The organism is Shewanella sp. 10N.286.52.E4, from assembly GCF_041468785.1.
In the GTDB taxonomy this organism is placed as follows: Bacteria; Pseudomonadota; Gammaproteobacteria; order Enterobacterales; family Shewanellaceae; genus Shewanella; species Shewanella electrodiphila.
On sequence record NZ_JBFRJJ010000010.1, the window covers coordinates 173,253 to 198,246 of the forward strand.

Below are 24,994 nucleotides of genomic sequence, written 5' to 3' on the forward strand. Positions count from 1 at the left end.
TACTGCCCCATTAATGAGTTTAACGTTCATCTTTTTATTATTTGATGCGATAGCTCGCACCCGTATCTTGAGTCGTTAGTACTTTCAATCCTTTAGCACCACCATCGAAATTAGTCGCTTCAAGCAAACCATTTTCAGCGCGCTGTAGTTGAGGATTACGGTAAATAACCCCGTCCCATGGCAGTTCGATGCCCGCCACTGGGCCGTAGTACAAATCATTTTCGTAAGTTGGGTTCACCAAAGGTGCAACGCTTTCATTACCCGTGAGAGCCAAAGTTCTTGAACCTTGTGCATAAGACAGGTTGTTCTTAAAGCTCAGATCTGTACCCGCAAAAATGGTGCTCACTTTGGCATTGTCATAAAGGCTGACGCGGTGAGTTTTGGTGGAATAAAGGAAGTTTTGGCGAGAGTCGATAATGGTGTTGTTTTCAATTTTAACTTTATAAGGTGTCGCCTGTTTATTGAGCTCTTTACCTTTCACATCATTATTTAAGGTTTCACCTGCAGCAACATCAGTGATACCAGTGTTCACAGCGATACCGCCACGCACATCACCAGTGCCCATTACTCGCTCAATGTAGTTATTGCGAATCGTATGACCAGCATCATAGAAACGAATACCACCAGATTGCTTTTTGTTGTTACCTAAAATGACATTGTCTTCTACTACATTGTCGGTACCGTGACGCAGTGAAATCATCGAAGCATTATCAACAAAAGTATTGCCTCTAAGCGTGTTACCGCCTGATTTCAATGAAACTAATTCAGTCTCACCATCACACTTCAAAAATAAATTACCTTCGATTAAGGTTTTTGAAGCGTAAATTGAGCTCTTAGAGTCACCTAAACGAATGGCTTCCCAGCTATTTGAGTTATAACGTACAGCATCTGGATTATCGAACTCATTAAACTGGTTGTGCTGTTGGTTATAAAAAAGATTACCTTTGATGGTGTGATGATCAGCGGTGGTGTCGCCTTTTTTCTTTTGTACACCAATCAAGGTGCCGCGTTTATGCTTACCTTCAAAAGTATTGTTGATTAGGCTGTTGTGTTTACCGTATAAGGAAATCCACAAATATTTAGGGTATTCAGCGCGTCTGTCGTCAGGCTGATAAAGGTAGTCATCATTGAAGAAGTAGAAAGTAGAATTAGTTAGCGTATTATTATCACCACGGAAGACCACACCGCCCATTCTTTCTGCTGGGCCTCCATCGGTAAATACCACACCGTCTAAGGTAATATTGTCACCACGAAGATTAAACTGTACTAAACCGGTAAACCAAACTTCCCCAGGGTTCGCAGCTTTAATCGTGACGTTATTTGCTTTGATATCGAACTTGCCAAGGTTGGCATATTTTCCAGCATCGATAACGAGCGTTTCGCCATCTTGGAGTGTGAGTAATTTATCTTTTAATGCTGCAGCATCAGCACTTTGCAAAGATGACGCAGCAATAGCACTTTTATTATTTTGCTCAACCATTGGTCCTGTGATTGTTGCTGTCCCCACAACATCAACCGCAGGCTCGGTAGCTGCACAACCTGCCAGCAATACCAAAGAAATAGCTGAAGCGATAATACGCTTTTTCATACTTTCCCCTTTCCTATTTGTATTATTTAACACAAGCTTATTTGTATTATTAATCTTTTGGTAGGAAAAACTGTGAGATTGTTCATAAACTAACTAATTAGGAGTATATAATTGATTATTCTTTGCAACCAAAGCAAAAAAACCTTTAACAATGAGACTTTCAGGGTAAACTTTAATCACAAAAATTAACAATGGTCTCATTATCTGATTACTAATTGAGTAGAATATTAAAAATTTCTCCCACAAATTCGTTTGAAAAAGTAAGATATATTGTCTTACAAATAAGGAAGGTTATCGTTATGTTAATGCGAATATTTATCTCTAATGTATTACTTATACTTCTTTTAGGTTGTTCAGGTTCTTCTGATTCACCTGAAACGCCACCTGAAACGCCACCTGAAGTGCCTCCAGAAGTGCCTCCGTGCGAAACCTGCAATTGGACAATTGAGCAGTGGAAATTGACTATTCCTGAGAGCAAAGACAGCTTTTATGGTTCAGGCGGAGCGAGTGCTGCAGAACTAAAACCTGGGACATGCAGTAATAATCAAACCTTCTCAAATGACACAGACATCGCTTATTTCTGGACTGAAACCAATCCACAGCAAATGGTGTTTAACCTTGATTTAGGCATAGATGGCGCGACGACACCCAATACCCAGTATGTGCGTTCTGAATTACGTGAGCTATATCGATACGATACTGAAAGTGCATGCTCTACAAGCAATCAAAATTGGTCTATTAGTGGTGAGCATCAATTAATGGCATCGCTGAACATCATTCAATATCCACAAATCTCATCGACGACACCAAAAGTGATTGTTGGCCAAGTACATGGCAAAGATATCAAGCAAGCATTGGTAAAAGTATTATGGGAGGGCGAGGATAAGCCTGTCAGAGTCATATTAAATGACACGTTCAATCCTAATAATGAGACTTGTGATACTTGTCAGCCTTTCAGTATCGAACTAGGCACAGCGCCAGCGTACGAAGATTGGCAATACTCGATTCATCTTGATACTGATGGCGTAACGCTTTCAACTACAATTGCAGGCGCTACAACTCAAAAAACGTTAAAATGGGGCGAACCAGTGATCGCAAATAATGGCCAAGAATACACCTTAGATACCGCTTGGCTTGGTGAAGAATATTACTTTAAAGCTGGCATATACCCTCAAATAGTGACGTCGTCGAACTATGTTGGACAAATATTTGAAGTCGGCTTTACCGAACTTAAGGTCACTCATACTCCATAGCTAGGCATGATCGTAACTGTCCAGGCTGCATAAATTTTCATGCAGCTTGATAAAATTGAGTTTAAGCTATGTAAGATCATGAGTTATTCATTATTTAAGGTATAAAAATGGACGAATCTTTACTTCCTAATGTCATCCAATTTATTGGACAAATCGATCCATTTGATAAACTGCCTAAAGCCGTAGTTCGCGACCTTGCTGAAGTGGTTAAAATCATTTATGTTTCTCAAGGTGAAGTTGTTGATTTATCTTCAGATAATCAAGAAAAGCATTTGTATATTGTGCGGTCAGGCGCGATGGAGCAACGTAAAAAAAGTGGTGTGTTACGCGCCCGTCTAGAATCCGAAGACTTATTTGGCTTCACCTTTTTAGATTCTGATGTTGATGACGATCAAGGTTATCAAGCTATCGCCATTGAGCCCTGCTTACTGTACCTGATCCCTCATTCAGCACTGCAAAGCTTGTTTACTAAGACACCTGAATACGCAGAACATTTTGCATCACAAGCACAAGTACGTTTGAACTCAGCATTAGATGTTGTCTGGTCAAATAAAGAAAAAGGCTTGTTCATTCGCAAGGTAAAAGATGTCGCCAGTGGTCGTATTGCTGTGGTCACCGCCGATATGAGCATTCAAGCTGTCGCCCATGAAATGCGCATGATTAAACGTACCTCCTGCGCTGTCATTTACGAAAATGACAAAATTGTCGGCTTGATTACCGACCGTGATATGACCAAACGCGTCATTGTGGAAGGCTACCCAATTGATAACCCAATTAAAGATGTGATGACATCGAATCCGCTCACTGTCGCGCCCGATGATCTTGTTCTGCAAGCTGCCTCACTGATGATGCAATACAACGTGCGTAATCTTCCTGTCGTCGAAGACAACAAAGTCGTCGGGTTATTAACTACGACACACTTAGTGCAAAATCACCGAATGCAGGCCATTTTTCTCATTGAGAAAATTAAGTATGCTGTCAGTGTCAAAGAACTTGCTGAATTAAACCCTGAGCGCCAAGCCATTTTCGAAGCCTTAGTAGAAGGCAAAGTGGTACCTGAAACCATCGGCAAAGTAATGGCGATGATTTTCGATGCTTACACTCGACGATTAATCAATATCATGATTGATCAACTAGGTCAGCCGCCCTGCGAATTTGCCTGGATTGTCGCAGGTTCCCATGCCCGCAACGAAGTACATTGCTTAACGGATCAAGATAGTGCAATCGTGTTAGCCGATAACGCTACTGCCAATGATCGGATTTACTTCAAACATTTAGCCGAATTTGTCACTCAAGGGCTTAATCGTTGTGATTACCCACTTTGCACGGGCTTTTATATGCCAACCACTGAAAAGTGGTGCCAACCATTATCAATGTGGAAGCAATATTATAAAAAGTGGGTCGCTAACCCTGAATACGAACGCCTACTCAATATCAGTGTATTTTTAGAGATTAGAACTGCATTTGGTAATCAGCAGTTTGAACATGAATTACATGAGTCTATGCATAACCATATACGTGCAAATGCAGAATTCTTGGGGATCTTAGTCAAAGACGCGACAAATACCAGTCCACCCCTCGGTATCTTTAATTCATTAGTGCTAGAAAAAAGTGGTGAGAATAATAAGACACTGAATATCAAAAAATATGCGATTAACTTAATTATCGATCTAGCAAGGATTTATGCCTTAGCTGTTGGCAGTGATGCACTGCAAACAGAGGCTCGTTTTCAAGCGGCTAATGATGCGGGAGTATTAAGTGATGATGCCTTTAAAAATATTATGGGCGCATACCGCTTTATTTTGTCATTCAGATACAGTCATCAACTAACGGCATTAAAGGAAGGCAAAGTTCCTAATAACCATATTAATCCAGATACTTTTGGTAGCTTCGAGCGTAAACATTTAAAAGACGCCTTTCGGATCATTGCCGATCAACAAGATGCCGCTAAACTGCGCTTTGGAAATATCTAATGGCTCTTTTAGACTATTTCCATCCTCTGTCGGTTTTAAAAAGGCAACGTGAAAGCTTTCTTATTAAAGACAGCTCAATGCAAAATCTGCTTAAGCCGACCAAAGCAGAGCTGCCAGAACTTAAGGCGTTATGCAAAGACTTAACCTACGTGGTACTCGACATCGAAACCACGGGCTTCGATCCTGTTGATGATGACATTCTCAGTATGGGGTGGGTAGTGATTAACAACCAACAGATTGACTTAACCAACTGCCAACACCTTTATATTAAGAACTGTGACAAAGTAAAACCTGAATCTGCAGTCATCAATCACATCACTCCACAAATGTTAGATAACGGCATTTCACTGCATGAGGCAATGAACTACTTTTTCACTCAATTGGGCGACAGGGTATTAGTGGCTCACGGTTCAGTGATTGAATCGGGGTTTATTAACTACTACGCCAAAAAGTATTGGCAACTGCCTACGCTGCCTTTACTTTGGCTCGATACCTTATGCTTGGAGAAGCATTTTGCTACTGCAATCGATCATTACTCAGATGTTGATCTTACATTAGCAGGCACCCGCAAACGTTATGGCTTGCCAGAATATAATAGTCATAACGCATTAGTCGATGCGCTCGGGGCGGCAGAATTATTGTTGGCGCAACAAAAAAGGTTATCTCGAGGCAGTCGCGACAGCTTTGCCCGACTCTATCGATTAAGCCAGAAGAAATAGCTAAAAATACGCCAGAGAAGTGAACGACCATATTAAAATTTGATCATTTTCAAACATATTTTTGGACAGAAATTGGATTGAGTCAAAGCTCTTAAAGTGATGAATCTCAATAGTGAAAATATGACAAGCGGATATTCGGTAACGCCCTGCTAATAAGTGAACCATGTGCTGGCGGGCGATTTGCTCAGCAAATTGCATGACAGCCTTGGGGAATCTGGATTTAGCAGCTTGTTATAACTTGCAAAAGTCAAATGACTCCTTAGCTACGATTGACTCGATGTTTTTCCTGTGTTCATTATCATTTTTGACAAGTAACTCAACACCTTCCCTAGCTAAGTCCAACCGATCCTGCTTAAAAGCTTCCAAAATTAGTGTGTGTTTATTCATTTGAGATATTGAGTCACTGGCAAACGTCTGAACTGTATACTTAGCCCCGTCTTCGGCACCCACTTTATATCCAAAAATGTATGAACCAAAAGAACATCCCAATGTTGCTAAAATAAATAAAGTTATGTGTAATTTCATAGTGAGTTATAACGCCTCAAGCAGAGACGCAGCTTGCTGCGTCCTGCTGGCTTGATTTGTTAGATTTTGGATTCATACGTAGGACCTGTTCAAAAACTCGATTACCGAGATAATAAGCAGTTTCAAGGTCGGTTTTATTAACGTTACCATCTGGTGAGTGCGCGACAACTCCGAGCTGGCAACCCAAACGGTTAATGCCATGATCTTTATATCCTTGCGCTGAATCTAGGCCAACCCATAACATACCATGCTGATTTGACAGGGTTACAAGGTATTGAAGAGTTCCTGTTTGATCTCCATTCATTGCACTACCACTAGTAAAGCCCGCTGCAAGTTTCCCCGACCACTCTTGTTCGCACCAAAGCTCACTTGTGGCATCAGCAAAAGCTTTAAATTGCGCCGAAACACCGCCCATATATGTTGGAGTTCCAAAAATAATTGCATCACATGAAGATAGTTTTTTGATGATCTCTAAGTTTGTAAATCGCCCCTCGACAATTTCACCACCTTTAATTTGATGTTTAATAATCGTGGCTTGGCCAAAAGCACTAAGGCCATTTATCAAAGATGTAGCTAATGCTCCTGTCACATCTGTTTTTGAGAAAAAGATAACTCCAATTTTCATATATACCCGACTCCATGGGATTACTGTAATTTTGAAATCTAACGCCAACTTCAGCCGCCGCCGAAGGCGGTCGGGTGGAGGGGCGAAGCCCCGGAACGAACTGGAAGTTTTTGTTATACATCTACTTCAATAGTTCTGGGTTTTTATGCAGATACTTCCAAGCCCACGGCTGTATATTGTAAGCAAAGAAATCTCCATGCACAGAAACTGTTGCAGCTAGCCGAATAATGTTATTTGTAGCTAACTCTTGTATTACACCATCAGAGAGAGAGGCTTCAATTGATTTTGTATTATTGCTAATAAACTCTGATAGCACCTCTTTTTCAGGCACGGTTAAATTATGAAGATGTGTTCTACAATGTTTTAGATACTTTTTTTGGCTGTATTTTTTCGTGATTTTTTTATATAGAGGAATAATAAGCTCAGATAACAATAATGCCAATGTAAGTAGCCACATCAATCCAAGATAAGGTTGCAAAAGCTCTTTTGGTTTTTCTAAACCTAACTTAACAACAATAGTTCCATCGTCAAAAAGTAAGATCGAACAAATTGTAAAAATGATAAATGCTTGTTTGGGTGATAACTTTAACCAATCAACCATTTTTTTGAATTCGATCATATTGTGTCCTGATGTATAACTCCGCAATAAGCGGACTAAAATAGTGGATTAAAATTTGGAGTAAATCGAAACGTAACCCACTGTTTTAGTTTCATTTAGTTACCTTACTAAGCGGCTAATATAGTAACCACAACACCTGCAATAAAGAAGAACATACTCACTAATATGGACTTCCAAAATGACTTTGTGCCTTCACTTTTTAGTTCTCCTCGTAGAGTTTGAGCAACAGCTTCTATCTCTGATTCTTTTAATTTTGCAAGGTGCTCAAAACGCTCTACATCGGCTTGTAACTTTGATGCTAGTTCATGCCTCTGTTTTATTTCTGACTCTATTTCATTAGTTAGATCAATTGATTCTTTAAGAGATTTAGAAAGTCGAGAAATACGCTCATTGGTAGTCTCACCTCTCTTCTCTTTAATTTTTCTTTCAATCTTAATTTTTATGAATTCCATGAATATAATGAAAACAGCAACACCCAAGATTGAAGGTAATACGTTTAAAAATAAATCTGTTGGGTTTATAGTATTCATTGAATTCCTAATTGACTCTTAACGCCTCAATAAGAGGCTAAAAATTGTTGGCTAAAATAAGCGACGCAGGAGCAAAAGCCAACTATTTTTTAGTCCTGCTTAATTGACTTGTTAGGCATAATGCTGCATTAGCTACATGTATTTTACCGTTGAAATAACTTTGTTAAACTCAGTTAAATGTGTATCGTGTGATTGCTCTGTAGTCGTTAAATCAAAGAAGTATAAGTTATTCAATTCGAAATGAGGAATAATGATTAAGGTTGTTAATATGTCTTTCCCTCTAAGTTTACCTTTCAGTTTAATGACTTTCCCAGATACTCCCCCAATAGAATAGTCTTCCATGCTAAGCACTTCATGCTCTCTATGGATGTTTTTTATTAGGTCAAGTTGTTTATCAATAATACTTACAATAGCTTGAGACTTGTTTAAATTTTGTAATTCATTCCCATCTAACTCTTCAACGCTAAAGCTAATATTTCCTTCGGGTCCAAAACCTACAGAACCTACAATCTCTCTTTTACGCCACTCAGAAAATTGATTTCCTTTTGAGTATCCAAACCCAAACTTCCATTTATCTGAAATATATTGGTTATAGCTATTAGGTAAATCTAAACTCTTGGTGGATGAATTTTCATTTAACTCAGAATAACTATTGTGCAACAATAAATATACTCCAATAAATCCTGCGATAGCCCCGCCAAATTTACCAAATGGTGTATTAACAACAGCAGAGTTATCTAGCCATTTAAATAGAATGAATGCAGCAGATAAGCTAAGCACAAAGAAAATGACAATCAGTATTATTGGTTCCATTAGTAACTCCTTTTGATGAAAAAACTCATATGCCTAACATTTGTATAGCGCGCATGCGCGTTTATTTGGCAAACGCGCATGCACATTTAATAAACCTATTATTTAAGCCTTACTAAAGTAAAGCTATTGATTTATAAGCACTCTACCAGAGTGGTATTGGATAAACGAGCACAAATGTTTGCAAAGTGAGCATTGAAATTGATGCCTTATCTGAAGTAGTCAGCAGCAGTCACTTATAATTAGTTGGGTCAGAGTAAACTTTATACCTAAATTGATTAACACATCATAATGTAATGTTTTTTCGTAGTTTTTATTGGCAAGGTTTTCTTATATCACTACTTCAATCTAATCCATTGCCTGCCGCAGGCTTATGTGCAGATACAGCTGCTAGACGCTACAAGTACGTCCATGTAAGCTCTGCCAAAACATCCATGTTTTGGAAGCTCGCTGCTGCATCTACACTGGGATTATTATCTCTTCGAATTTACTGTATTTGTGTCAAATTAAAGAACTCAAAAGATCTAGTTCTAATTAACTAGAAGATTCAATTTGAATTGAGGACGTTGAAGAAAATAGCGTGAGCCTGACAGGACGTCAGGCTAGCTTTCGCGGTGCAGGGATGCACCATCGGAAGCGTTAGCATTTTCGAATAAGGCCGAAGCAGTAATAAAACGAAGTCTAAAGCTGGATCAATCCCCGTTGAAAACATGCGTTTTTCAGCATTTTTCGTTAGGGGCGGCAGGGTGATCCAAGAGGGTATTGCTGTTGATACCCTCTTGGTCGGGTGTGGGTGGAAAACCCACGACCTTTATCCAAACGGAGTTTGGAAATACAGAAAGGAAGTTTACGGTCTAAATCAGGTGTGAACTAAGCACCACGACTTTGTTTTATGAGCCCACAATAAGTCATGACTGGATGTTCAATTCTTTATAATCAATTCTGTGCGATCAATTCTTGTAATAAAAAGCCCCTGAAACTAAAAAGCGAATACCTATATCAGTATTCGCTTTTCATTTTAAGCAGTCAGAATCAGTTAGTTTGAACGATACAGCAGTTCAATCTCACGCTGTGCCCATACCTCAGCTAAGTTTTTACTCACGCTGTAATTACTAAAGTCAGTGTCTTTCGCCAAGTTAATCCATTGCTCGTTATTCAACGCTTGACCTGCTTTTAGGTAAATAGGTGACATACGGGCAATTCTGCGGCTGTCTTTTTCAGGAAAAGGCCAACTGGCTTTAGGATCATTGTAATTCACCATAAACTCGATGCCTTTCGATAAAGACACGCCTTGATCATTTTCATAGTGCCACAAGTCAACATCAACCTTATCACCAAGTTGAGCAATGCCTACTAACGGATCTAAGCTGAAGTAATGGTAATGATAAGAACGAGTTCTTTGCGCTTCATGTGGCTGCGAGCCATCTTCAGCAAACTGGGTATCAACACGAACTTTACCTTTTTGAACCATTTGCTTAGTTAAATGTGTATTACCTAAGAAGTATGCAATGCCAGCCATTTGATAATCATACCAAGTGCCGTGGTTATTAGGTGCGTAAGCCTCGCCTTTAGGGCCACCACTTAAATCGTCTTCTATTAACCAATCAAGGTAATCGCTGTACCATTGCTCTATCCCCTGCTCGTCTTTATCTGTCCACGAGGGTGACTGAGATAAAATAGCTATCGCATCTAAATTACGTTCAACCAAAGTACGAGTATCGATCAAACCACTGCGACGTCCTTCTGCCACACCTGGTACACCTTGACCAAAATTCACATTGGGATTCATGCGTGTGTCTTCATCTATATACCAAGCACGAACTAATTCAATCGCTTTATTAGCGTAGGCTTCATCTTCACTAAAGTAATAACCTAATGCTAATGCCCGCACTGTACGAGTAAAAGTGCCAATTCTTACTGAGTCCGTTTCATCAGATTTAGACGCTGGATTAGTTTTCCCATCAAAGCGTATCCAAGGTAGGCCGTCAGCTTTAGATTCATCTGGCCACCAATAAGGACTAATGCTCATATAATCATTTTTATCGCCACTAGGAGGTGTGAAGCCTTTATGGGCTACACTGAAAATACCTGCCTTTTTGCCGATATCTGCTTCTTCAAGTAGTTGCTGGTAACTGCGCTGCATTGATTTAGGTGCATTTTCTGAATGTAACAAAGCACGATTAGCTGCCAATGTGGCTTCATCTAAAAAAACAAAATTTGCCGCCAATACAGGACTCGTTACAAATACACTCATTAAAGCGGCTGCGCACAAAGATTTTGGGACTTTCATTTACTTCCTCCAGCTATTAAGTAATACAAATATAGCATAAGACAAAAATTATTCAGTGATACAGGTCATGTAAAATTACTATCTTTATGTAACCAAATAAATATACCACAACAAAAACAACAACTTAAAAATACAATTAATTATTGGCAATAATTTCTATAACGAAATTTGATGTGCGTCTCACAATTGATATTGTATTATGTTAGTATCATTTTATTGATTTATTGGGAAATGGTTTCACTGTATCGACTTTGTCTAAGAGGCAAAGGTTAATACACTCCCATTTATCGTTTTCATACAGCGAGTACGAAAAGCCAGCACCTAAGAATATTTGGGGCGTGCAGTCTTCGACCCGCAATGAAGTTACCACCCTAAGAAGAATAACTGCGGTCAAGGTAACAACGAGGTTAGCGACCCAATTTAATAAGTCAGTGTGACAAATAGATTTTAGGTTATTGCAGCTACGATATGTGCTTTAGCAAATGCATCCACTACTCAGGATGCTAAATCGTTGATGAAATAAGAATGTTTGAAGTTTTAAAGTTTGCACTTTTAATAAGGTCAGTCTGATTACTGAGTAATTAAGGCTTTTTTTCAGCATTATTGCTGATGTTGGTTCCCATAGATTTACTCTTAGAAAAGGTTATAAAAATGGAGCTAAATACACTCATTGTAGGCATCTATTTTCTATTCTTAATTGCAATAGGCTGGATGTTCCGAACATTTACAAGTAATACAAGTGACTATTTCCGTGGGGGCGGAAGTATGTTGTGGTGGATGGTTGGGGCGACTGCCTTTATGACCCAATTCAGCGCATGGACCTTTACTGGCGCAGCTGGTAAGGCATACACAGACGGCTTTAGTGTCGCCATTCTTTTCTTAGCCAACGCCTTTGGTTATTTAATGAATTACGTCTACTTCGCGCCTAAATTCCGTCAACTACGTGTTGTCACGGTAATTGAAGCAATCCGTATGCGCTTTGGTAACGCCAATGAGCAAGTATTTACCTGGACTGGTATGCCAAACAGCGTAATCACTGCGGGTATCTGGTTAAATGGTCTCGCCATTATTGCATCAGGTATCTTCGGCTTTGACATGACCACAACCATTATTTTGACTGGTCTTGTTGTATTGGTTATGTCAGTTACCGGTGGTTCATGGGCGGTTATTGCATCTGACTTTATGCAAATGGTTATTATCATGGCTGTAACGATTACCTGTGCGGTAATGGCTTACGTACACGGCGGTGGTATCACTAACATTATTGAAAACTTCCCAACGGATTCATTTATTGCTGGTGGCGATCTTAACTACTTAAGTATCTTCGCAGTATGGGCAGTATTCATTTTCTTAAAGCAGTTCAGTATTACCAACAACATGTTGAACTCTTACCGTTACTTAGCAGCTAAAGATTCAAAGAATGCACGTAAAGCCGCATTACTGGCCTGTGTATTAATGAGTATTGGCCCTGTTATTTGGTTCCTACCTAGCTGGTACTTAGCGGGTTCTGGTGTTGATTTAGCAGCGATTTACCCTGAGGCGGGTAGTAAAGCGGCTGATTTTGCATACCTATACTTCGTACAAGAATATATGCCTGTGGGCATGGTTGGACTATTGATTGCCGCAATGTTTGCCGCAACCATGTCTTCTATGGATTCAGGTCTGAACCGTAACTCTGGTATTTTCGTTAAGAACTTCTACGAGCCAGTCGTTCGTCCACATGCTAGCGAAAAAGAATTGATGTTAGTGTCTAAACTGACTTCAACCTTCTTCGGTATTGCCATTATCTTAGTATCGTTATTTATTAACTCACTTAAAGGGTTGAGCTTATTCGATACCATGATGTACGTTGGTGCCTTAATTGGCTTCCCAATGACTATTCCAGCATTCTGTGGATTCTTCATTAAGAAGACGCCTGACTGGGCAGCATGGGGAACCTTAGTGGTCGGTGGCTTTGTTTCTTATATTGTTGGCTTTGTGATTACTGCTGAAATGGTTGAGAACGCTTTAGGTCTAGAACAAGCGTTAACTGGACGTGAATGGTCTGAAATTACGGTTGCGATTGGTCTGATGGCACACGTGGTCTTCACCGCTGGTTTCTTTGTCGCTTCAACTTTATTCTACAAACCTTTGACAGAAGAACGTCAAAAGAATGTTGATAAGTTCTTTGAAAACCTTGCTACACCACTGGTTTCTGAAGGCAACGCTCAAAAGCAACTGGATAACAAGCAACGTCGCATGTTAGGAACATTAATCGCTGTAGCAGGTATCTTTGTCATGGCAATGTTCCTTCTACCGAATCCTTTCTGGTCTCGCATGATATTTGTATTATGTGGTGTGATTGTCCTCTCGGTTGGTTTACTGCTAGTTAATGCAGTTGATAGCAGCATTGAAGATGCGGCCGCTGCAGAAGAAGCAGAAGCTAAGTAAAACCAATAATGGCATTAAGACAATAGACTAATAACCTGTTGTCTAACCCAACAAAAAACGCAGACCTAGGTCTGCGTTTTTTTATGTCCGATTAACGAGCTAACTTACTCTTTAATTCGGTGATTGATTGACTGTAAATGCTCACGAGATGTTTCGCGAGCTTTGGTTGAATCACCAATCATAATGGCTTCATAAATCAACCTATGCTCATTAAAACAGGTGCCACCTTCTTCAGATGAATAAGCGATAAAGTGCTCAAACATGGTGGTGAGAATATTGCCAAAAGGCAGGTAAAAGTCATTACCCGTAGAGAAGAAAATAATCCGATGGAATTGAATATCAATGTCAATCCATGCTTCGATGTCTAACTCAGGTGCTGAATTCAACTCGCTCATTTTCTGAAACACTGAAGACAACTCTTTACGCTGCTCGACAGTGGCATTTTGCGCCGCTAATGCACAAGCTTCTGGTTCAATTGCACGGCGAAAGCCTAAAAATTGGTTACAGAAGTCATTAATGTCAGTCAGCCCTTCCATCCACTCAATTAATTGTGGATCTAAAAAGTTCCAATTAATCTTCTCAACCACTCGTGTACCGATTTTGGGACGTGACTGTAGCAAGCCTTTTGAAGTCAGTAATTTCACTGCTTCTCTTAACGCTGTTCGACTAATACCAAATTGTTCGCACAATACCATTTCACTTGGAATGATACTGCCTTGAGCAAGTTCACCTGAAAGGATCGCACGAGCGATTTCGCGGGCAACGTGTAAATGTAAACTACGTTTAGCCCCTGAAATTGAATTGAAGCTATTCGCCATTTGCTTATACAACGCTGTTATTGGGATAATTGCGCCAATATAACATGATAAATATGAGACGAGAATGCTTGAAAACTGTACTTTAACACTGATTTTCAACAAGTTTCATGTTGCCTACCTTTGATAAATCATACAAATAAAATCAAGTTCATTCGGTCTTCAAACCCATATGACAATTTAACATGTGAAAAATAATCTAAAGAAAAGACAAAATATTTATCTTTTTTATAACTATCATATCGTTACTGAGTTTACTCGATTGTACATATTTTGACTCTTACCATGGCAAACTAAGTAAACTTGTTTTAACTGAATAACTTAGAGCTTATTCAGTCTTTAGAAGTACTTACTCTGAATATTTGTACGACAATATAAAGCAGAAATCATCCAACTTAGTCAGCTTTAAACAAGCTAAAGATAATAAATAAAAATTAATCTTTTATTCATATATGTGAGTCTAAACAGCTTTTAACACCCATTGGTAACATAAACAGGTTTTATAAAAACACGGTATATTGTAGTATAATACAACAGGAAATGGTGAGTGTAAGGAGTCTCAGAATGAGTGAAACGCTTACCTTTATTTGCTTACATGATAAGCAAATAATCTGCGATTCCGACTGTAAACACTCATTCAATTGTAAAGGTATATACATGATTTGATGCTTATCAAGTTCTGCGAATACCCCGTTCCATAACAGCCTTTTTAGCCATGAGCCAACAGGCAAATGTCGCTGATACGTAATACCATTTTATAACTATCTATGATGAGCATTAAACCCACTGCACTACAACTCATGTGGCTTAGAAGTGTTCTGATCTCATCGATATTTTGAGCCAATTTTCATTTTAAAAAGGATCGCAAGATCATGTTCATACAAGTAGAAGATTCAAGCAGACGAGTCCATGTGCAAGTTGCTAGACAAATTGCGCGTAAAATTTTGTCAGGCGAGATTGAGCCTTTGCAGAGACTTCCTTGTGAAATGGATTTATGTGAAATGTTCGGCGTTAGCCGCACAGCATTACGTGAATCAACTAAATTGCTATCGGCCAAAGGCTTGATTGAGTCACGTCCTAAAGTGGGTACGACGGTAAGGGCGCGTGCAAATTGGCATTTTCTTGACCCACAGTTATTAGACTGGATTCAAGGGCTTGAAAATACTGAAGTGTTCTTAAGTAAGTTTTTAGGATTACGTAAAGCCATTGAGCCCGAAGCCTGTGCACTGGCAGCCAGCTACGCCACAATTGAACAACGTAAGCAGATGTCGGTATTAATGCAAAATATGATTAAAGCTGCTGAAGAGTTTGATTATGAGCAATGGACCATTAACGATCACTTGTTCCACCAAACGATCTACTTATCGACAGATAATCAGTTTTATATTCCTTTCGGCAATATATTAACCACCATCTTTAAGTTGTTTATCGATCACTCAGCTGAAGGTGGCCGCTTTTGTATTAACGAACACAAAGGCATTTATGACTCGATTATGTCTGGTGATGCCGACCAAGCACGCAGCTATTGTCAGGAATTATTACGCGATGACAATCAAAGGTTCTCTGAGGTCCCTACTGCTTAATATTTACTAAGGCTTCTGCTTAAAAAGTGAGGTTGCTATCAGTTAACTGCAAACTGAAGTACCAAGTACAGAAGCCCTAGTTCAAGGAAGAATGAATGACAAACTCGATAATAATGAAAGGTGAACATGCAGTTCATTAATCGCTATATTCATAACCAATATGTTCGCAATAACATTGCCTTAGCTTGGCCTTTAGCATTAAACGCCCTGTTGATGCAGTCAATGCTGATGATAGACACCCTATTAGTATCACCACTGGGTGAAATCCCGTTGGCAGCAATGGGAATAGCCACCACCATTGTGGCGTTTATCATGGGCATTCAAATGGCATTGGCCAATGGATCGCAACTGGTTATGAGCCGTGCAGTAGGTTCTAAAAACGCCCTTGCACTGACTAAATCATGCTGGTCTGGCATGAGTATCAATTTCTCTGTCGCATTAGTCTTTTGGTCTGTACTTCTGTTATTTGAAGAATCTATAGTCGCGCTAATTACCCAAGATGTCGCCTTACAGGCTGAAGTACTGCGCTACTTAAGTGTCGCCAAGTATGTGGTGCTCTTTAACGCTGTAACCCAAGTTTGTATTGCCCTCTTTAATAGCTTGGGCAAAACAAAAATCGCGTTTAAAGGCTATTTGATTGAGCTCCCTATTAATGCAGTTTTGTCATACGCTTTCATATACGGCACAGCATTCACCCCAGAGCTTGGCGTTGTCGGCGCTGCTGTGGGTAGTTTAGTGGCTATTTTCGTGCGCTTTATTTACCTCGCTCTGTGCGTTTCCACGTTAGATAATATCTCGTTAAAGCTTGCATTGAATATTCATGAAGCACTGATCAATGCGCGCAAACATTTTATGGAAATTTTTCCTGTTGCAGCCAATGTCACCATGCTGTCTATTGGTGTCAGTGTTTATCAGTTACTTTACTCGCAGCTATCAATTAACGCTTACGTAGCCATCACCTTAGTCTTGCCTTGGATGCGAGCAGGTGGGCAATTTATTACAGCCTGGGCCCACTCTTCTGCCATTTCAATCAGCCAAGCCATTGGTTCAAAGAAGCTGCATGATTTAGAAGATAATGTGAATATCAGCATTAATCTTGCTGTGGCAATTTCACTGATGACCATGGGCTTTTTCTTCATTTTAAGTTTTTGGATTGCCGATATATACCCTGATATGGCAGACGAAACCTATCAGGCGTTAGCCATTATTGCGCCAATTTATATTATTTTGCCTCTGGTTCGCGGATACAACACAGTACATGGGCATGTGCTCAGAGCAATGGGGCATACTACTGCGGTATTTAAGATTAACTTTACGGGTCAGTGGCTCATATCAATCCCTTTATGCGCCCTGCTTATCTTGTACTTTGATGCATCAATATTTTGGGCATTTGCAATTCAACCTTTTGAAGAAATCATTAAAGCGTTTCCATTTCGATTTTTAGCCAGAAAAGCGGTCAAAGAATTTAGTCATCACGATGCTGAAAAGCTCAGTTATTAACCTGAGTTATAGGGTTAAGCTTATCTCTGTACCGGACAAACAGATAAAACAAAAGGGCTAACTTCTCAGTTAGCCCCTTTTTGCAGTATAAGTATTACTCGTAATCAGCTGCGTATGTTTCTTCATACGTGTGCGAGTATAATTCGAATAAGTTTCCAAATGGGTCTTCTAGATAAACCATTTGTGCAGTGTTGTTATCACTTTCTGGATGGTAACGCATAATGTCCATACGGACTTTACCGCCAAGCGCTTGAGTGCGTTTGATAACACCGTGAAAATCATCAGTTTGCAAACAAAAATGGAATATACCAATGCGTGAGAAGTCTACTTCGTGACACTCTTGACGATCTTTCATTTCAAAAAGCTCAAAACCAATGCCATCTGATGTAAGTAAGTGAGCAATGTTAAAACCTTTAAAGCCTTCACCAAATACCGCGATACACATTCTACCGATAGCCGTTTCACGTTCTTCTTTCACTTTAGTGTTGCCCATGACAACCTTCATATCTAAAGCTTTAGTGTAAAACTCAACCGCTTGGTTCATGTCACCGACCATAATACCGACGTGATTCATTTTCATAACTTACCTCAAATTCTATTAGTGAAACCATGTTCTGTTTCGATGAGGTAATATTAAGCTCAATCATTAATAAATAAAAATTATTAGATTTTATTAAAATGATTACTTTTATTTATCAAACATTCCATTTATCAAACATTCCATTTATCACAAGTTACATTTATCACATAGTTTATGGTTCAGTCTTACTAGAGTTATTCATTGCATCCCTTTAACTCAACATCCTAATGATGACCTTGGATACCCTGAAATACGCCCAATAAAAAATGGGAAGCAACTGCTTCCCATTTATGACTAAGATAAACTTGCTTAAATAAACTTTTTTAAGCTGTTACTTAAGCTGCTTTAAAGCTATCAAATAACAGCCGTTTACGCTGGCTCTACATCTGTAGGCTCGACTTGAGCAAATGCCCCTGTCCAAGTGTAGTAGTGAGAATCAAACTTCACGGTGCGGGTTTCAGCATGCTTGGCTTCTTCTTCGTTTGAAATTGCAAAGTAGTAGTCATTACCTTTAATCGTTTCAATACGAATGACAGTACCAATGTCGTCATGGCCCATCACGTTAACTGACTTTACTTCGCCACGCGCATTCAATGATGCTTCAGTTGACTCGTTAAAGTAACCGTGGGTTTCAAGTACCGAGGCAAACACATGGTTTTTGCCCGATTGACGCATAATTAACGCAGGCTCGCTACGCATATTAAAGTCAGGATCATTGGCACCTGTGCGCGCAAAAATCACTTCACTGTGCTCAACTGCGCTAGTAACTAAACTGTAGTAGCTGCTGTCATGTAACCAGGTCACTAATGCGCTTGCTTCAACTTTACCTGAACCGACATTCCACAAGTGCTCATAACCATTGTCTTTGCCTAATGGACGTAGTTTGCTTTCCACGTCGTAGTCAAAGTCAGTTCTAATGATTTGACCACTATAATGAACCGGTAAATCGTATTGGTGCTCAGCATCAGCTTCAATCAAGTAAACATCAATGACTAATGGTTTTTCAAACTCTTCGAGCTCAGCCAATATCACACTACGTTGCATGGTAATGCCGTCGTAATAATCGCTGATAACGCCACTCATGCCTTGCAATGCTGGGTTATCCGCAACAAAGAAGTGCTTTTGGCCAAACTTAGATTCAGCTGTGGCAGTATCAAAGTTGTTTTGGGTTTTCTGGTCAACTGTCACTGTGTTGTGCGCAACGGTCTGCTTACAATATGATTTGTTCTCTGGGATATAACGGCCGCCAAATTTTGGCTCAACGTTAACCCAACGGCCAAAGCCGTAGTCGTTTAACACTTCATGACCGCGATTAAATACGCTTAAATGTAAACCGTCATAATGGCCATGATCCAGCGCCGAGTGATACTGATGATCACTGCCGTGCTGGCCAAACCAAATCAGTGCCATAGTGTCATCATCTTTCGCATCACGATGACGTAAAATACTCACGCCACCTTTTTCGCCTTCTGGGCCATCTGTAACGAATAAACTGCCCCAGTTAAACGGCTTGATATCGTCAGCGTTAGCCACTGCCGTAGACAAGGTTTGTCCTGAAGAGTGAACCCACACATCTTGCTGATGATTCGCCATACCGAGTAAGGTTTCAGTTTGCTCGTAACGATGGAAACATACAGATGTTGCCATGACCACGCCTTCATCGTTAATCGAAATCGTTTTCGATGAATCGTTTAATGCAGGTAAAGAACCGTCTGGGAATGCGGTTTTAAATACTGCATAAGACGTGGTTTTAATCACTGAGTCATTGAACTGGTAAATGCCAATATCAGGCTGACGACGTTCAATCGCTTCTGCAAACAAGTAAATTGGACGCAGTGAGAAGCGGTGATAATAAGGCCCTTCCATGTAATAGCCATCAGGCGAGAACAATTGGTCTAATTGCGCTAAGAAACCACCGCTAACTTTATCAAGCTTTAAGCCATATAACGCTTTATCCACTGATTCTTGGTCATTAATGGCATAACCACAAATACCTACAGCAGCCACAGCCCATAGGCCATGATTATGAACGATGTCGAAGTCATGAGCGTAAGTCACCACAAACATTTCGATCATTTGCTTCAAAAGATCATCTTCAATTAAGCGTTTTTGATCGTCAGTTAATGTGTGGTAAATACAGCTATACGCGCAAGATGCGTAAAGCATCCACATATTTTCGTTTAACGTCTGGTGGAACAGCTTACCCGGTGGGTTAGAATCTTTACTGACGTTGCTTTCAAGTGTTGGGTACACGGTCGCGTATGCTGTGAGCATATCAACAATGTAATCACGGTATTTAGTGTCTTCAGTGATTAAGAACAAACGGCCAGCAAGATCCATATGGATATAGTTTTGCTTATGACGGTTATGCTCATAACCACCACCTTCACCATGGCCTGGCACTTCAATGCCCACTTCGGCCATATAGCTGTCTGTTTGTTTAATATCACGGCTCAATGCATTGCCAAGAAGCGTATCTTGACCCAGCTCTTTACGTAGCTCAATTGCTTCATCAAAGCTGATTAATAATGGTTGATAACTCATGTTACTTCTCCTGCACTGTCGCTTGGCTTGATACAGCGTAAAACCCTGTCCAAGTATAAGTTTGACCGTTGATATCTAGATGATGCTCAGTGGTTCTAGTCGCATCAGCTTGGTTGCTGATCATCACTGTAACGACACTGTTAGCGGTTTCAATCTCTACGACAGATCCCACTTCATTGTGGCCAATAACCTTAATATTTTTCACTTGGCCACGAGCACTAACTGATTGCTCAAACTCTTCGTTGAAATAACCGTGAGTTTCTAATACCGAAGCAAATAACGTGTTGCCACCTTTGCTGCGTAGCGTAAACGCTGGCTCGCTGCGTAAATTAAAGCTTGGGTCATTTGCCCCTGTGCGGGTAAAGATGACTTTATCATTGTCGTTAGAGCTTGTGCCTAACCAAGTGTAATAATTATGGTTTTGCAACCAGCTAACCAATGCAGTGTCATTTACTTTGCCATCTGCAACGTGCCATAAATGCTGGTAACCATCTTTATCACCAAGGGTGTCGAGTTCTTGATGAGTGGTGTAATCGAAGTTAGTACGGATAATCTGGCCATCATATTGATGTGAGTAATCATACTGATGCTCACCTTCACCCGTTAAGCGATAAAGATCTAATAAAAGCGGGGCTTCAAGTTCTTCAATGTTCAACATAAATACGCTGCGCTGCATGTCGAAACCATCGTAATGGTCATTGGCAAATGCGCTCATGCCTTTAATGTTGTCGCTGTCGATAGCGAAGAAGTGAGGGATACCATGAACCCCATCTGCGCGCTTAACGTCAAAGTAGTTTTGGCAAGTTTCGTCAATCGTGACCAGGTTATGGGCTATCGTTTGGCGAGCATAAGATTTGTTTTCGTCTAAGTAACGGCCACCAAATTTAGGCTCAACGTTAACCCAGCGACCAAAACCGTATTCACGTAATACTTCTTGGCCACGGTTAAAGTAAGTAATACCTAAAGTATCGAAGTTGCCATGACCCATACCGTGTTGGCCGTAATTCATTACCAACTGGAATACATCTTGTTTTTTATCCTGCATACGGATAAAACCTTGTGCGCCGCTTTGGCCTTCAGGGCCTTCGTTAAGCTCTACACTCGGCCAGAATGGCATGCCAATTTCACGTTCTTGGGTCGCTTGTTCAAATGCTTGCGATAATGCTAAGCCACATGGGTGCATCCACACAGCATCTTGAATTTTCGCCATGCCTAATAAGTTGTCATCAAGCCCGTAATGTTTGCTATAAACACTGACTGCCACTTGAACGCCCATATCGGTAATCCCCATGGTACGAGAAGCATCATTCAATGCTGGGAATTCACCATTAGGATAAGCCGTTGATAATAGCGCCTGCACTGTGTTGCCAATCACGCCGTCTTTGTAGCTGTAAATATCCACTTCTGGCATATGACGATGTAATACTTCTGCAAACACACAAGTTGGGCGAATAGCGTAGCGATGGTAGTAAGGGCCTTCCATGTAGTAGCCCGATGGCGCAAACAATTGTGATATTTGCGCTAAGAATCCACCGGTGTCATCACGGTCTAAACCATATACAGCGTGCTCTAGGTATTCACGCTTACCAATGGCTAAGCCACATATCCCCACTGCGGCTACAGCCCATATGCCATGATTATGAATGCGGTCAAAATCATGGGCATATTTTACAGTGAACATATCTAGCATAGGTTCAAAAATGCGTTCTTTGATACGTTCTTGTTGAGCTTGAGTCATTTCAGAAACGACACAAGAATAAGCAATACTGGTGTAGAACAACCAGCAATGCTCGTTAAGAATTTGATGAAATAAACGACCTGTTGGATTGGTATTCTTTTGAACATGAAAATCAAAAGTAAGGTATTTATCTGCGTATTGCTCTAAAACTTCAATAACAAAATCAGCGTACTTTTGCTGTTTAGTGATCAAAAATAAACGACCGGCCAAATTCATGTAAGTGTAGTTCTGCTTATGACGGTTGTGCTCATAGCCACCTGCTTCACCATGCCCAGGAATATCTATAGGCAGTTGCATAAATGCATCGACGTCTTTCTGGTTAGCCGCGATGGTCTTTCCCATCAAGCTTGAACGACCTACTTCTTTACTTAACAGCGAAATCTCGGCTTCAGTAAGCAATATTGGTTGCGTTGCCATAGGTTTTGTCACCTTTTTACAGTCATGAAATTTAAGAGCTGCACATAAAGTAATACAATATGCGTCATAGATATATCTAATCCTATCAGAAAAATGAACTTGATCACATTCGCAATCAAATGGTCATATTCAAGCTATACAGCGTTTTACGGATAAATATCTTATAATTCGCCCAATAAAGAATAGTTGATTTAGCTCACACAAATAAAAACATATTGTATTACAAATCAAAAGTAAGCATTATGATAACTAAATATTGATGATTAGCAATATTTAAAACGCTTCGGAGAAACACAATGAATATATTTTTTAAAGCAGATGAGCATCCATGGGAAGAAGTCGGTGAAGGGATTAAGCGTAAAATTGTAGGCTTCACGGATGATTTAATGGTGGTTCACCTTTGCTTTGGAAAAGGTGCTATTGGTACCCCGCACACTCACGAAATTCATGATCAAATTGGTTATGTAGTGAAAGGTAGCTTTGAAGCTCAAATTAATGGTGAGAAAAAAATTCTTAATGCGGGTGATGCATTTATTGCGCGTAAACATTTTGAGCACGGCGTAGTAGCACTAGAAGAAGACAGTATTCTGGTCGATGTTTTCTCGCCTTCAAGAGAAGACTTCCTTAAGTAACTTAACCTCTAAATAGGCACTGGAATATGAAAAATCAAAAAATTGCGATTATTGGCGAATGCATGGTTGAGCTAAGGCCATCAGGCGAATTGCTGGCGCAAAACTTTGGTGGAGACACGTTAAATACCGCTTTGTATTTAGCGCGCCTTACCCAAGGTGCCAATTTAGCGACCCATTATGTTACTGCGTTAGGTCATGACCCTTTTAGTACTTCCATGAAAGACACTTGGCAGGCTGAAGGCATCAATACTGATTATGTATTGCATGTTGAAAACAAGCAGCCAGGTCTTTATTACATTGAAACTGATGATTGCGGCGAACGCTCTTTTTATTACTGGCGTAATGATGCCGCTGCGAAGTACTTATTTGAGCAAGCTGGCAGCAAAAAGCTGGCAGCGTCTTTGATCGATTTTGATTATCTGTATTTAAGTGGTATTTCACTGGCTATTTTAACCAGTGAAAGCCGTAAAACTTTATTCAGTGTGCTTGAGCAATTTAAAGAAGCAGGCGGCAAGGTTATTTTTGACAATAATTACCGTCCACAGCTTTGGCAAGATAAAGCTCAAGCTATAGCAAGTTACAAAACAATGTTGTCATTCACTGACATTGCTTGTTTAACCTTTGAAGATGAACAAGCTCTATATGGTGACACTGATGTTGAACAATGTATTGAGCGCACCTCAAACCTTGGTGTATCTGAAATCGTTGTCAAACTGGGCAGTGAGCCTTGCTTGGTGATCACCCCAGATTCAAGGATCAGTGTTGCGGCGACGTTTGTAGAAAACGTAGTTGATACTACTGCAGCTGGCGACTCTTTTAGCGCAGGATACCTTGCGAAAAGATTAACCGGTGGCACGACAGAACAAGCAGCCAAAGCAGGTCACTTACTTGCTGGCACTGTCATCCAACATGCAGGTGCGATTATACATCCAGATGCTATGCCTAGTTTGGGCTAAATTTGAGCCTGATTTAAGCCTGATTTAAGCCTATTAAATAATGAGTAAGAAGTGAGAAATACTGTGCCGACATTAAACGAACAACTATCACAATTAAAAGTTATCCCTGTTATCGCAATTGAAAATGCTGATGACGCTGTACCACTCGGAAAAGCGCTGGTCGAAAACGGCATGAACTGTGCCGAAGTGACTTACAGAACTGCTTGTGCATCACAAGCTATCCGTAATATGCGTGAAGCTTTTCCAGATATGTTGATTGGTGCTGGAACTATCTTAACCCCTGAGCAAGTTGATGATGCTATCGATTCAGGTGTGGACTTCATCGTTAGTCCTGGTTTTAATCCAAAAGTCGTGCAGTACTGCTTAGATAAAAACATTCCCATCATTCCTGGTGTGAATAGTCCAAGTTTGGTTGAACAAGCAATGGAAATGGGCCTTAAGACTGTTAAGTTCTTCCCAGCAGAACCATCTGGCGGGATCCCAATGCTTAAAGCATTAACGGCTGTTTACCCAGTGTCATTCATGCCTACTGGTGGCGTAAGTTTATCGAATGTCGATCAATATTTAGCGATTCCAGCGGTACTAGCTTGTGGTGGTACTTGGATGTTACCGCCGAAAATGATTGCTGCAGGTCAATGGGAAGAAATTGGTCGTTTAGTTAAAGAAGCAGTGGCTCACGTAGCCTAATATGAGTAAAAATTAACAATAAAAACAATGCTGTTCCCTCAGCGCTAGTCTGATTCATCAGCAGACAACTCAACACTGATTGTTCTATTTGCATGCTAGGGTCTGTTGACCTTTACCGGTTAATTTTTGTTCGAAATAAAAGCGCTTTAATCGAGGCGGATGAGTTGATGCCTAGTCATC

Annotated in this window: 20 protein-coding genes; 9 read left to right on the forward strand and 11 right to left on the reverse strand. The window is 40.2% G+C overall.

Translation table 11 applies throughout. The features are described 5' to 3' along the window. Positions 1 to 37: 37 nt before the first annotated feature. A complete protein-coding gene (locus AB4153_RS05830) occupies positions 38 to 1,588 on the reverse strand; it encodes a polysaccharide lyase 6 family protein (protein ID WP_102526611.1) in 1,551 nt (516 codons plus the stop codon). A gap of 299 nt (positions 1,589 to 1,887) precedes the next feature. Between AB4153_RS05830 and AB4153_RS05835 the strand changes: the two genes are divergently transcribed. The 3 genes from AB4153_RS05835 (at position 1,888) to AB4153_RS05845 (ending at position 5,533) form a co-directional block, all read left to right on the forward strand. Continuing rightward, entirely contained in the window at positions 1,888 to 2,841 is a 954-nt protein-coding gene (locus AB4153_RS05835; RefSeq protein ID WP_371996671.1) for a polysaccharide lyase family 7 protein, read from the forward strand. 107 nt (positions 2,842 to 2,948) lie between these two features. Continuing rightward, positions 2,949 to 4,814, forward strand: a complete 1,866-nt coding sequence (locus AB4153_RS05840) for a putative nucleotidyltransferase substrate binding domain-containing protein (protein WP_371996673.1) — start codon at positions 2,949 to 2,951, stop codon at positions 4,812 to 4,814. Continuing rightward, positions 4,814 to 5,533, forward strand: a complete 720-nt coding sequence (locus AB4153_RS05845; RefSeq protein ID WP_371996675.1) for a 3'-5' exonuclease — start codon at positions 4,814 to 4,816, stop codon at positions 5,531 to 5,533. The genes AB4153_RS05840 and AB4153_RS05845 overlap by 1 nt, the downstream gene beginning before the upstream one ends. Positions 5,534 to 5,764: 231 nt before the next feature. On the opposite strand, the gene AB4153_RS05850 is transcribed toward AB4153_RS05845, so the two are convergent. From AB4153_RS05850 to AB4153_RS05875, 6 genes are all read right to left on the reverse strand, one after another. Further along, positions 5,765 to 6,058 carry a hypothetical protein gene (locus tag AB4153_RS05850; RefSeq protein ID WP_371996677.1) on the reverse strand — a complete coding sequence of 98 codons (294 nt, stop codon included), beginning with the start codon at positions 6,056 to 6,058 and terminating at the stop codon, positions 5,765 to 5,767. 16 nt (positions 6,059 to 6,074) lie between these two features. Further along, a complete protein-coding gene (locus tag AB4153_RS05855) occupies positions 6,075 to 6,683 on the reverse strand; it encodes an NAD(P)H-dependent oxidoreductase (protein ID WP_371996679.1) in 609 nt (202 codons plus the stop codon). Between the two features lie 121 nt (positions 6,684 to 6,804). Next, positions 6,805 to 7,302, reverse strand: coding sequence for a super-infection exclusion protein B (locus AB4153_RS05860; RefSeq protein WP_371996680.1), 498 nt, complete (start codon positions 7,300 to 7,302; stop codon positions 6,805 to 6,807). Between the two features lie 107 nt (positions 7,303 to 7,409). Then, positions 7,410 to 7,832, reverse strand: a complete 423-nt coding sequence (locus AB4153_RS05865; RefSeq protein WP_371996682.1) for a hypothetical protein — start codon at positions 7,830 to 7,832, stop codon at positions 7,410 to 7,412. 132 nt (positions 7,833 to 7,964) lie between these two features. Then, on the reverse strand, positions 7,965 to 8,645 hold the full coding sequence (locus AB4153_RS05870; protein ID WP_371996684.1) for a hypothetical protein: 681 nt from the start codon (positions 8,643 to 8,645) through the stop codon (positions 7,965 to 7,967). A 1,033-nt stretch (positions 8,646 to 9,678) separates the two neighbouring features. Further along, positions 9,679 to 10,932 carry an alginate lyase family protein gene (locus AB4153_RS05875; RefSeq protein WP_371996685.1) on the reverse strand — a complete coding sequence of 418 codons (1,254 nt, stop codon included), beginning with the start codon at positions 10,930 to 10,932 and terminating at the stop codon, positions 9,679 to 9,681. A 711-nt stretch (positions 10,933 to 11,643) separates the two neighbouring features. Between AB4153_RS05875 and AB4153_RS05880 the strand changes: the two genes are divergently transcribed. Beyond that, on the forward strand, positions 11,644 to 13,362 hold the full coding sequence (locus AB4153_RS05880; RefSeq protein WP_371996724.1) for a sodium:solute symporter family transporter: 1,719 nt from the start codon (positions 11,644 to 11,646) through the stop codon (positions 13,360 to 13,362). A 104-nt stretch (positions 13,363 to 13,466) separates the two neighbouring features. On the opposite strand, the gene AB4153_RS05885 is transcribed toward AB4153_RS05880, so the two are convergent. Continuing rightward, positions 13,467 to 14,282 (reverse strand): FadR/GntR family transcriptional regulator, encoded by an 816-nt coding sequence (locus AB4153_RS05885; protein ID WP_229368476.1) that lies wholly within the window; start codon positions 14,280 to 14,282, stop codon positions 13,467 to 13,469. A gap of 767 nt (positions 14,283 to 15,049) precedes the next feature. On the opposite strand from AB4153_RS05885, the gene AB4153_RS05890 reads away from it, so the two are divergent. Then, positions 15,050 to 15,760 carry a FadR/GntR family transcriptional regulator gene (locus AB4153_RS05890; RefSeq protein ID WP_102526620.1) on the forward strand — a complete coding sequence of 237 codons (711 nt, stop codon included), beginning with the start codon at positions 15,050 to 15,052 and terminating at the stop codon, positions 15,758 to 15,760. A gap of 126 nt (positions 15,761 to 15,886) precedes the next feature. Beyond that, a complete protein-coding gene (locus AB4153_RS05895) occupies positions 15,887 to 17,260 on the forward strand; it encodes an MATE family efflux transporter (protein ID WP_248956284.1) in 1,374 nt (457 codons plus the stop codon). A 94-nt stretch (positions 17,261 to 17,354) separates the two neighbouring features. On the opposite strand, the gene AB4153_RS05900 is transcribed toward AB4153_RS05895, so the two are convergent. From AB4153_RS05900 to AB4153_RS05910, 3 genes are all read right to left on the reverse strand, one after another. Then, positions 17,355 to 17,840, reverse strand: coding sequence for a VOC family protein (locus AB4153_RS05900; RefSeq protein ID WP_371996688.1), 486 nt, complete (start codon positions 17,838 to 17,840; stop codon positions 17,355 to 17,357). A gap of 369 nt (positions 17,841 to 18,209) precedes the next feature. Continuing rightward, on the reverse strand, positions 18,210 to 20,384 hold the full coding sequence (locus AB4153_RS05905) for a heparinase II/III family protein (RefSeq protein ID WP_371996689.1): 2,175 nt from the start codon (positions 20,382 to 20,384) through the stop codon (positions 18,210 to 18,212). Position 20,385: 1 nt separating this feature from the next. Continuing rightward, positions 20,386 to 22,539, reverse strand: coding sequence for a heparinase II/III family protein (locus tag AB4153_RS05910; protein WP_371996691.1), 2,154 nt, complete (start codon positions 22,537 to 22,539; stop codon positions 20,386 to 20,388). A 296-nt stretch (positions 22,540 to 22,835) separates the two neighbouring features. Here AB4153_RS05910 and AB4153_RS05915 point away from each other — a divergent pair, with 296 nt between their 5' ends. The 3 genes from AB4153_RS05915 to AB4153_RS05925 are packed head-to-tail and all read left to right on the forward strand — an operon-like array spanning position 22,836 to position 24,814. Further along, entirely contained in the window at positions 22,836 to 23,171 is a 336-nt protein-coding gene (locus AB4153_RS05915; RefSeq protein WP_102526625.1) for a cupin domain-containing protein, read from the forward strand. A 26-nt stretch (positions 23,172 to 23,197) separates the two neighbouring features. Beyond that, positions 23,198 to 24,127, forward strand: coding sequence for a sugar kinase (locus tag AB4153_RS05920; RefSeq protein WP_102526626.1), 930 nt, complete (start codon positions 23,198 to 23,200; stop codon positions 24,125 to 24,127). Between the two features lie 51 nt (positions 24,128 to 24,178). Further along, entirely contained in the window at positions 24,179 to 24,814 is a 636-nt protein-coding gene (locus AB4153_RS05925) for a bifunctional 4-hydroxy-2-oxoglutarate aldolase/2-dehydro-3-deoxy-phosphogluconate aldolase (RefSeq protein WP_229368469.1), read from the forward strand. The last annotated feature ends 180 nt before the right edge of the window (positions 24,815 to 24,994 follow it).

Excerpts from the sequence above, each read along its gene's own strand:
- AB4153_RS05840 (WP_371996673.1), top strand. The coding sequence starts at position 2,949 with ATGGACGAATCTTTACTTCCTAATGTCATCCAATTTATTGGACAAATC.
- AB4153_RS05865 (WP_371996682.1), bottom strand. The coding sequence starts at position 7,832 with ATGAATACTATAAACCCAACAGATTTATTTTTAAACGTATTACCTTCA.
- AB4153_RS05910 (WP_371996691.1), bottom strand. The coding sequence starts at position 22,539 with ATGGCAACGCAACCAATATTGCTTACTGAAGCCGAGATTTCGCTGTTA.
- AB4153_RS05870 (WP_371996684.1), bottom strand. The coding sequence starts at position 8,645 with ATGGAACCAATAATACTGATTGTCATTTTCTTTGTGCTTAGCTTATCT.
- AB4153_RS05835 (WP_371996671.1), top strand. The coding sequence starts at position 1,888 with ATGTTAATGCGAATATTTATCTCTAATGTATTACTTATACTTCTTTTA.
- AB4153_RS05895 (WP_248956284.1), top strand. The coding sequence starts at position 15,887 with ATGCAGTTCATTAATCGCTATATTCATAACCAATATGTTCGCAATAAC.
- AB4153_RS05915 (WP_102526625.1), top strand. The coding sequence starts at position 22,836 with ATGAATATATTTTTTAAAGCAGATGAGCATCCATGGGAAGAAGTCGGT.
- AB4153_RS05830 (WP_102526611.1), bottom strand. The coding sequence starts at position 1,588 with ATGAAAAAGCGTATTATCGCTTCAGCTATTTCTTTGGTATTGCTGGCA.
- AB4153_RS05920 (WP_102526626.1), top strand. The coding sequence starts at position 23,198 with ATGAAAAATCAAAAAATTGCGATTATTGGCGAATGCATGGTTGAGCTA.
- AB4153_RS05855 (WP_371996679.1), bottom strand. The coding sequence starts at position 6,683 with ATGAAAATTGGAGTTATCTTTTTCTCAAAAACAGATGTGACAGGAGCA.
- AB4153_RS05905 (WP_371996689.1), bottom strand. The coding sequence starts at position 20,384 with ATGAGTTATCAACCATTATTAATCAGCTTTGATGAAGCAATTGAGCTA.
- AB4153_RS05860 (WP_371996680.1), bottom strand. The coding sequence starts at position 7,302 with ATGATCGAATTCAAAAAAATGGTTGATTGGTTAAAGTTATCACCCAAA.
- AB4153_RS05900 (WP_371996688.1), bottom strand. The coding sequence starts at position 17,840 with ATGAAAATGAATCACGTCGGTATTATGGTCGGTGACATGAACCAAGCG.
- AB4153_RS05850 (WP_371996677.1), bottom strand. The coding sequence starts at position 6,058 with ATGAAATTACACATAACTTTATTTATTTTAGCAACATTGGGATGTTCT.
- AB4153_RS05890 (WP_102526620.1), top strand. The coding sequence starts at position 15,050 with ATGTTCATACAAGTAGAAGATTCAAGCAGACGAGTCCATGTGCAAGTT.
- AB4153_RS05875 (WP_371996685.1), bottom strand. The coding sequence starts at position 10,932 with ATGAAAGTCCCAAAATCTTTGTGCGCAGCCGCTTTAATGAGTGTATTT.
- AB4153_RS05880 (WP_371996724.1), top strand. The coding sequence starts at position 11,644 with ATGTTCCGAACATTTACAAGTAATACAAGTGACTATTTCCGTGGGGGC.
- AB4153_RS05845 (WP_371996675.1), top strand. The coding sequence starts at position 4,814 with ATGGCTCTTTTAGACTATTTCCATCCTCTGTCGGTTTTAAAAAGGCAA.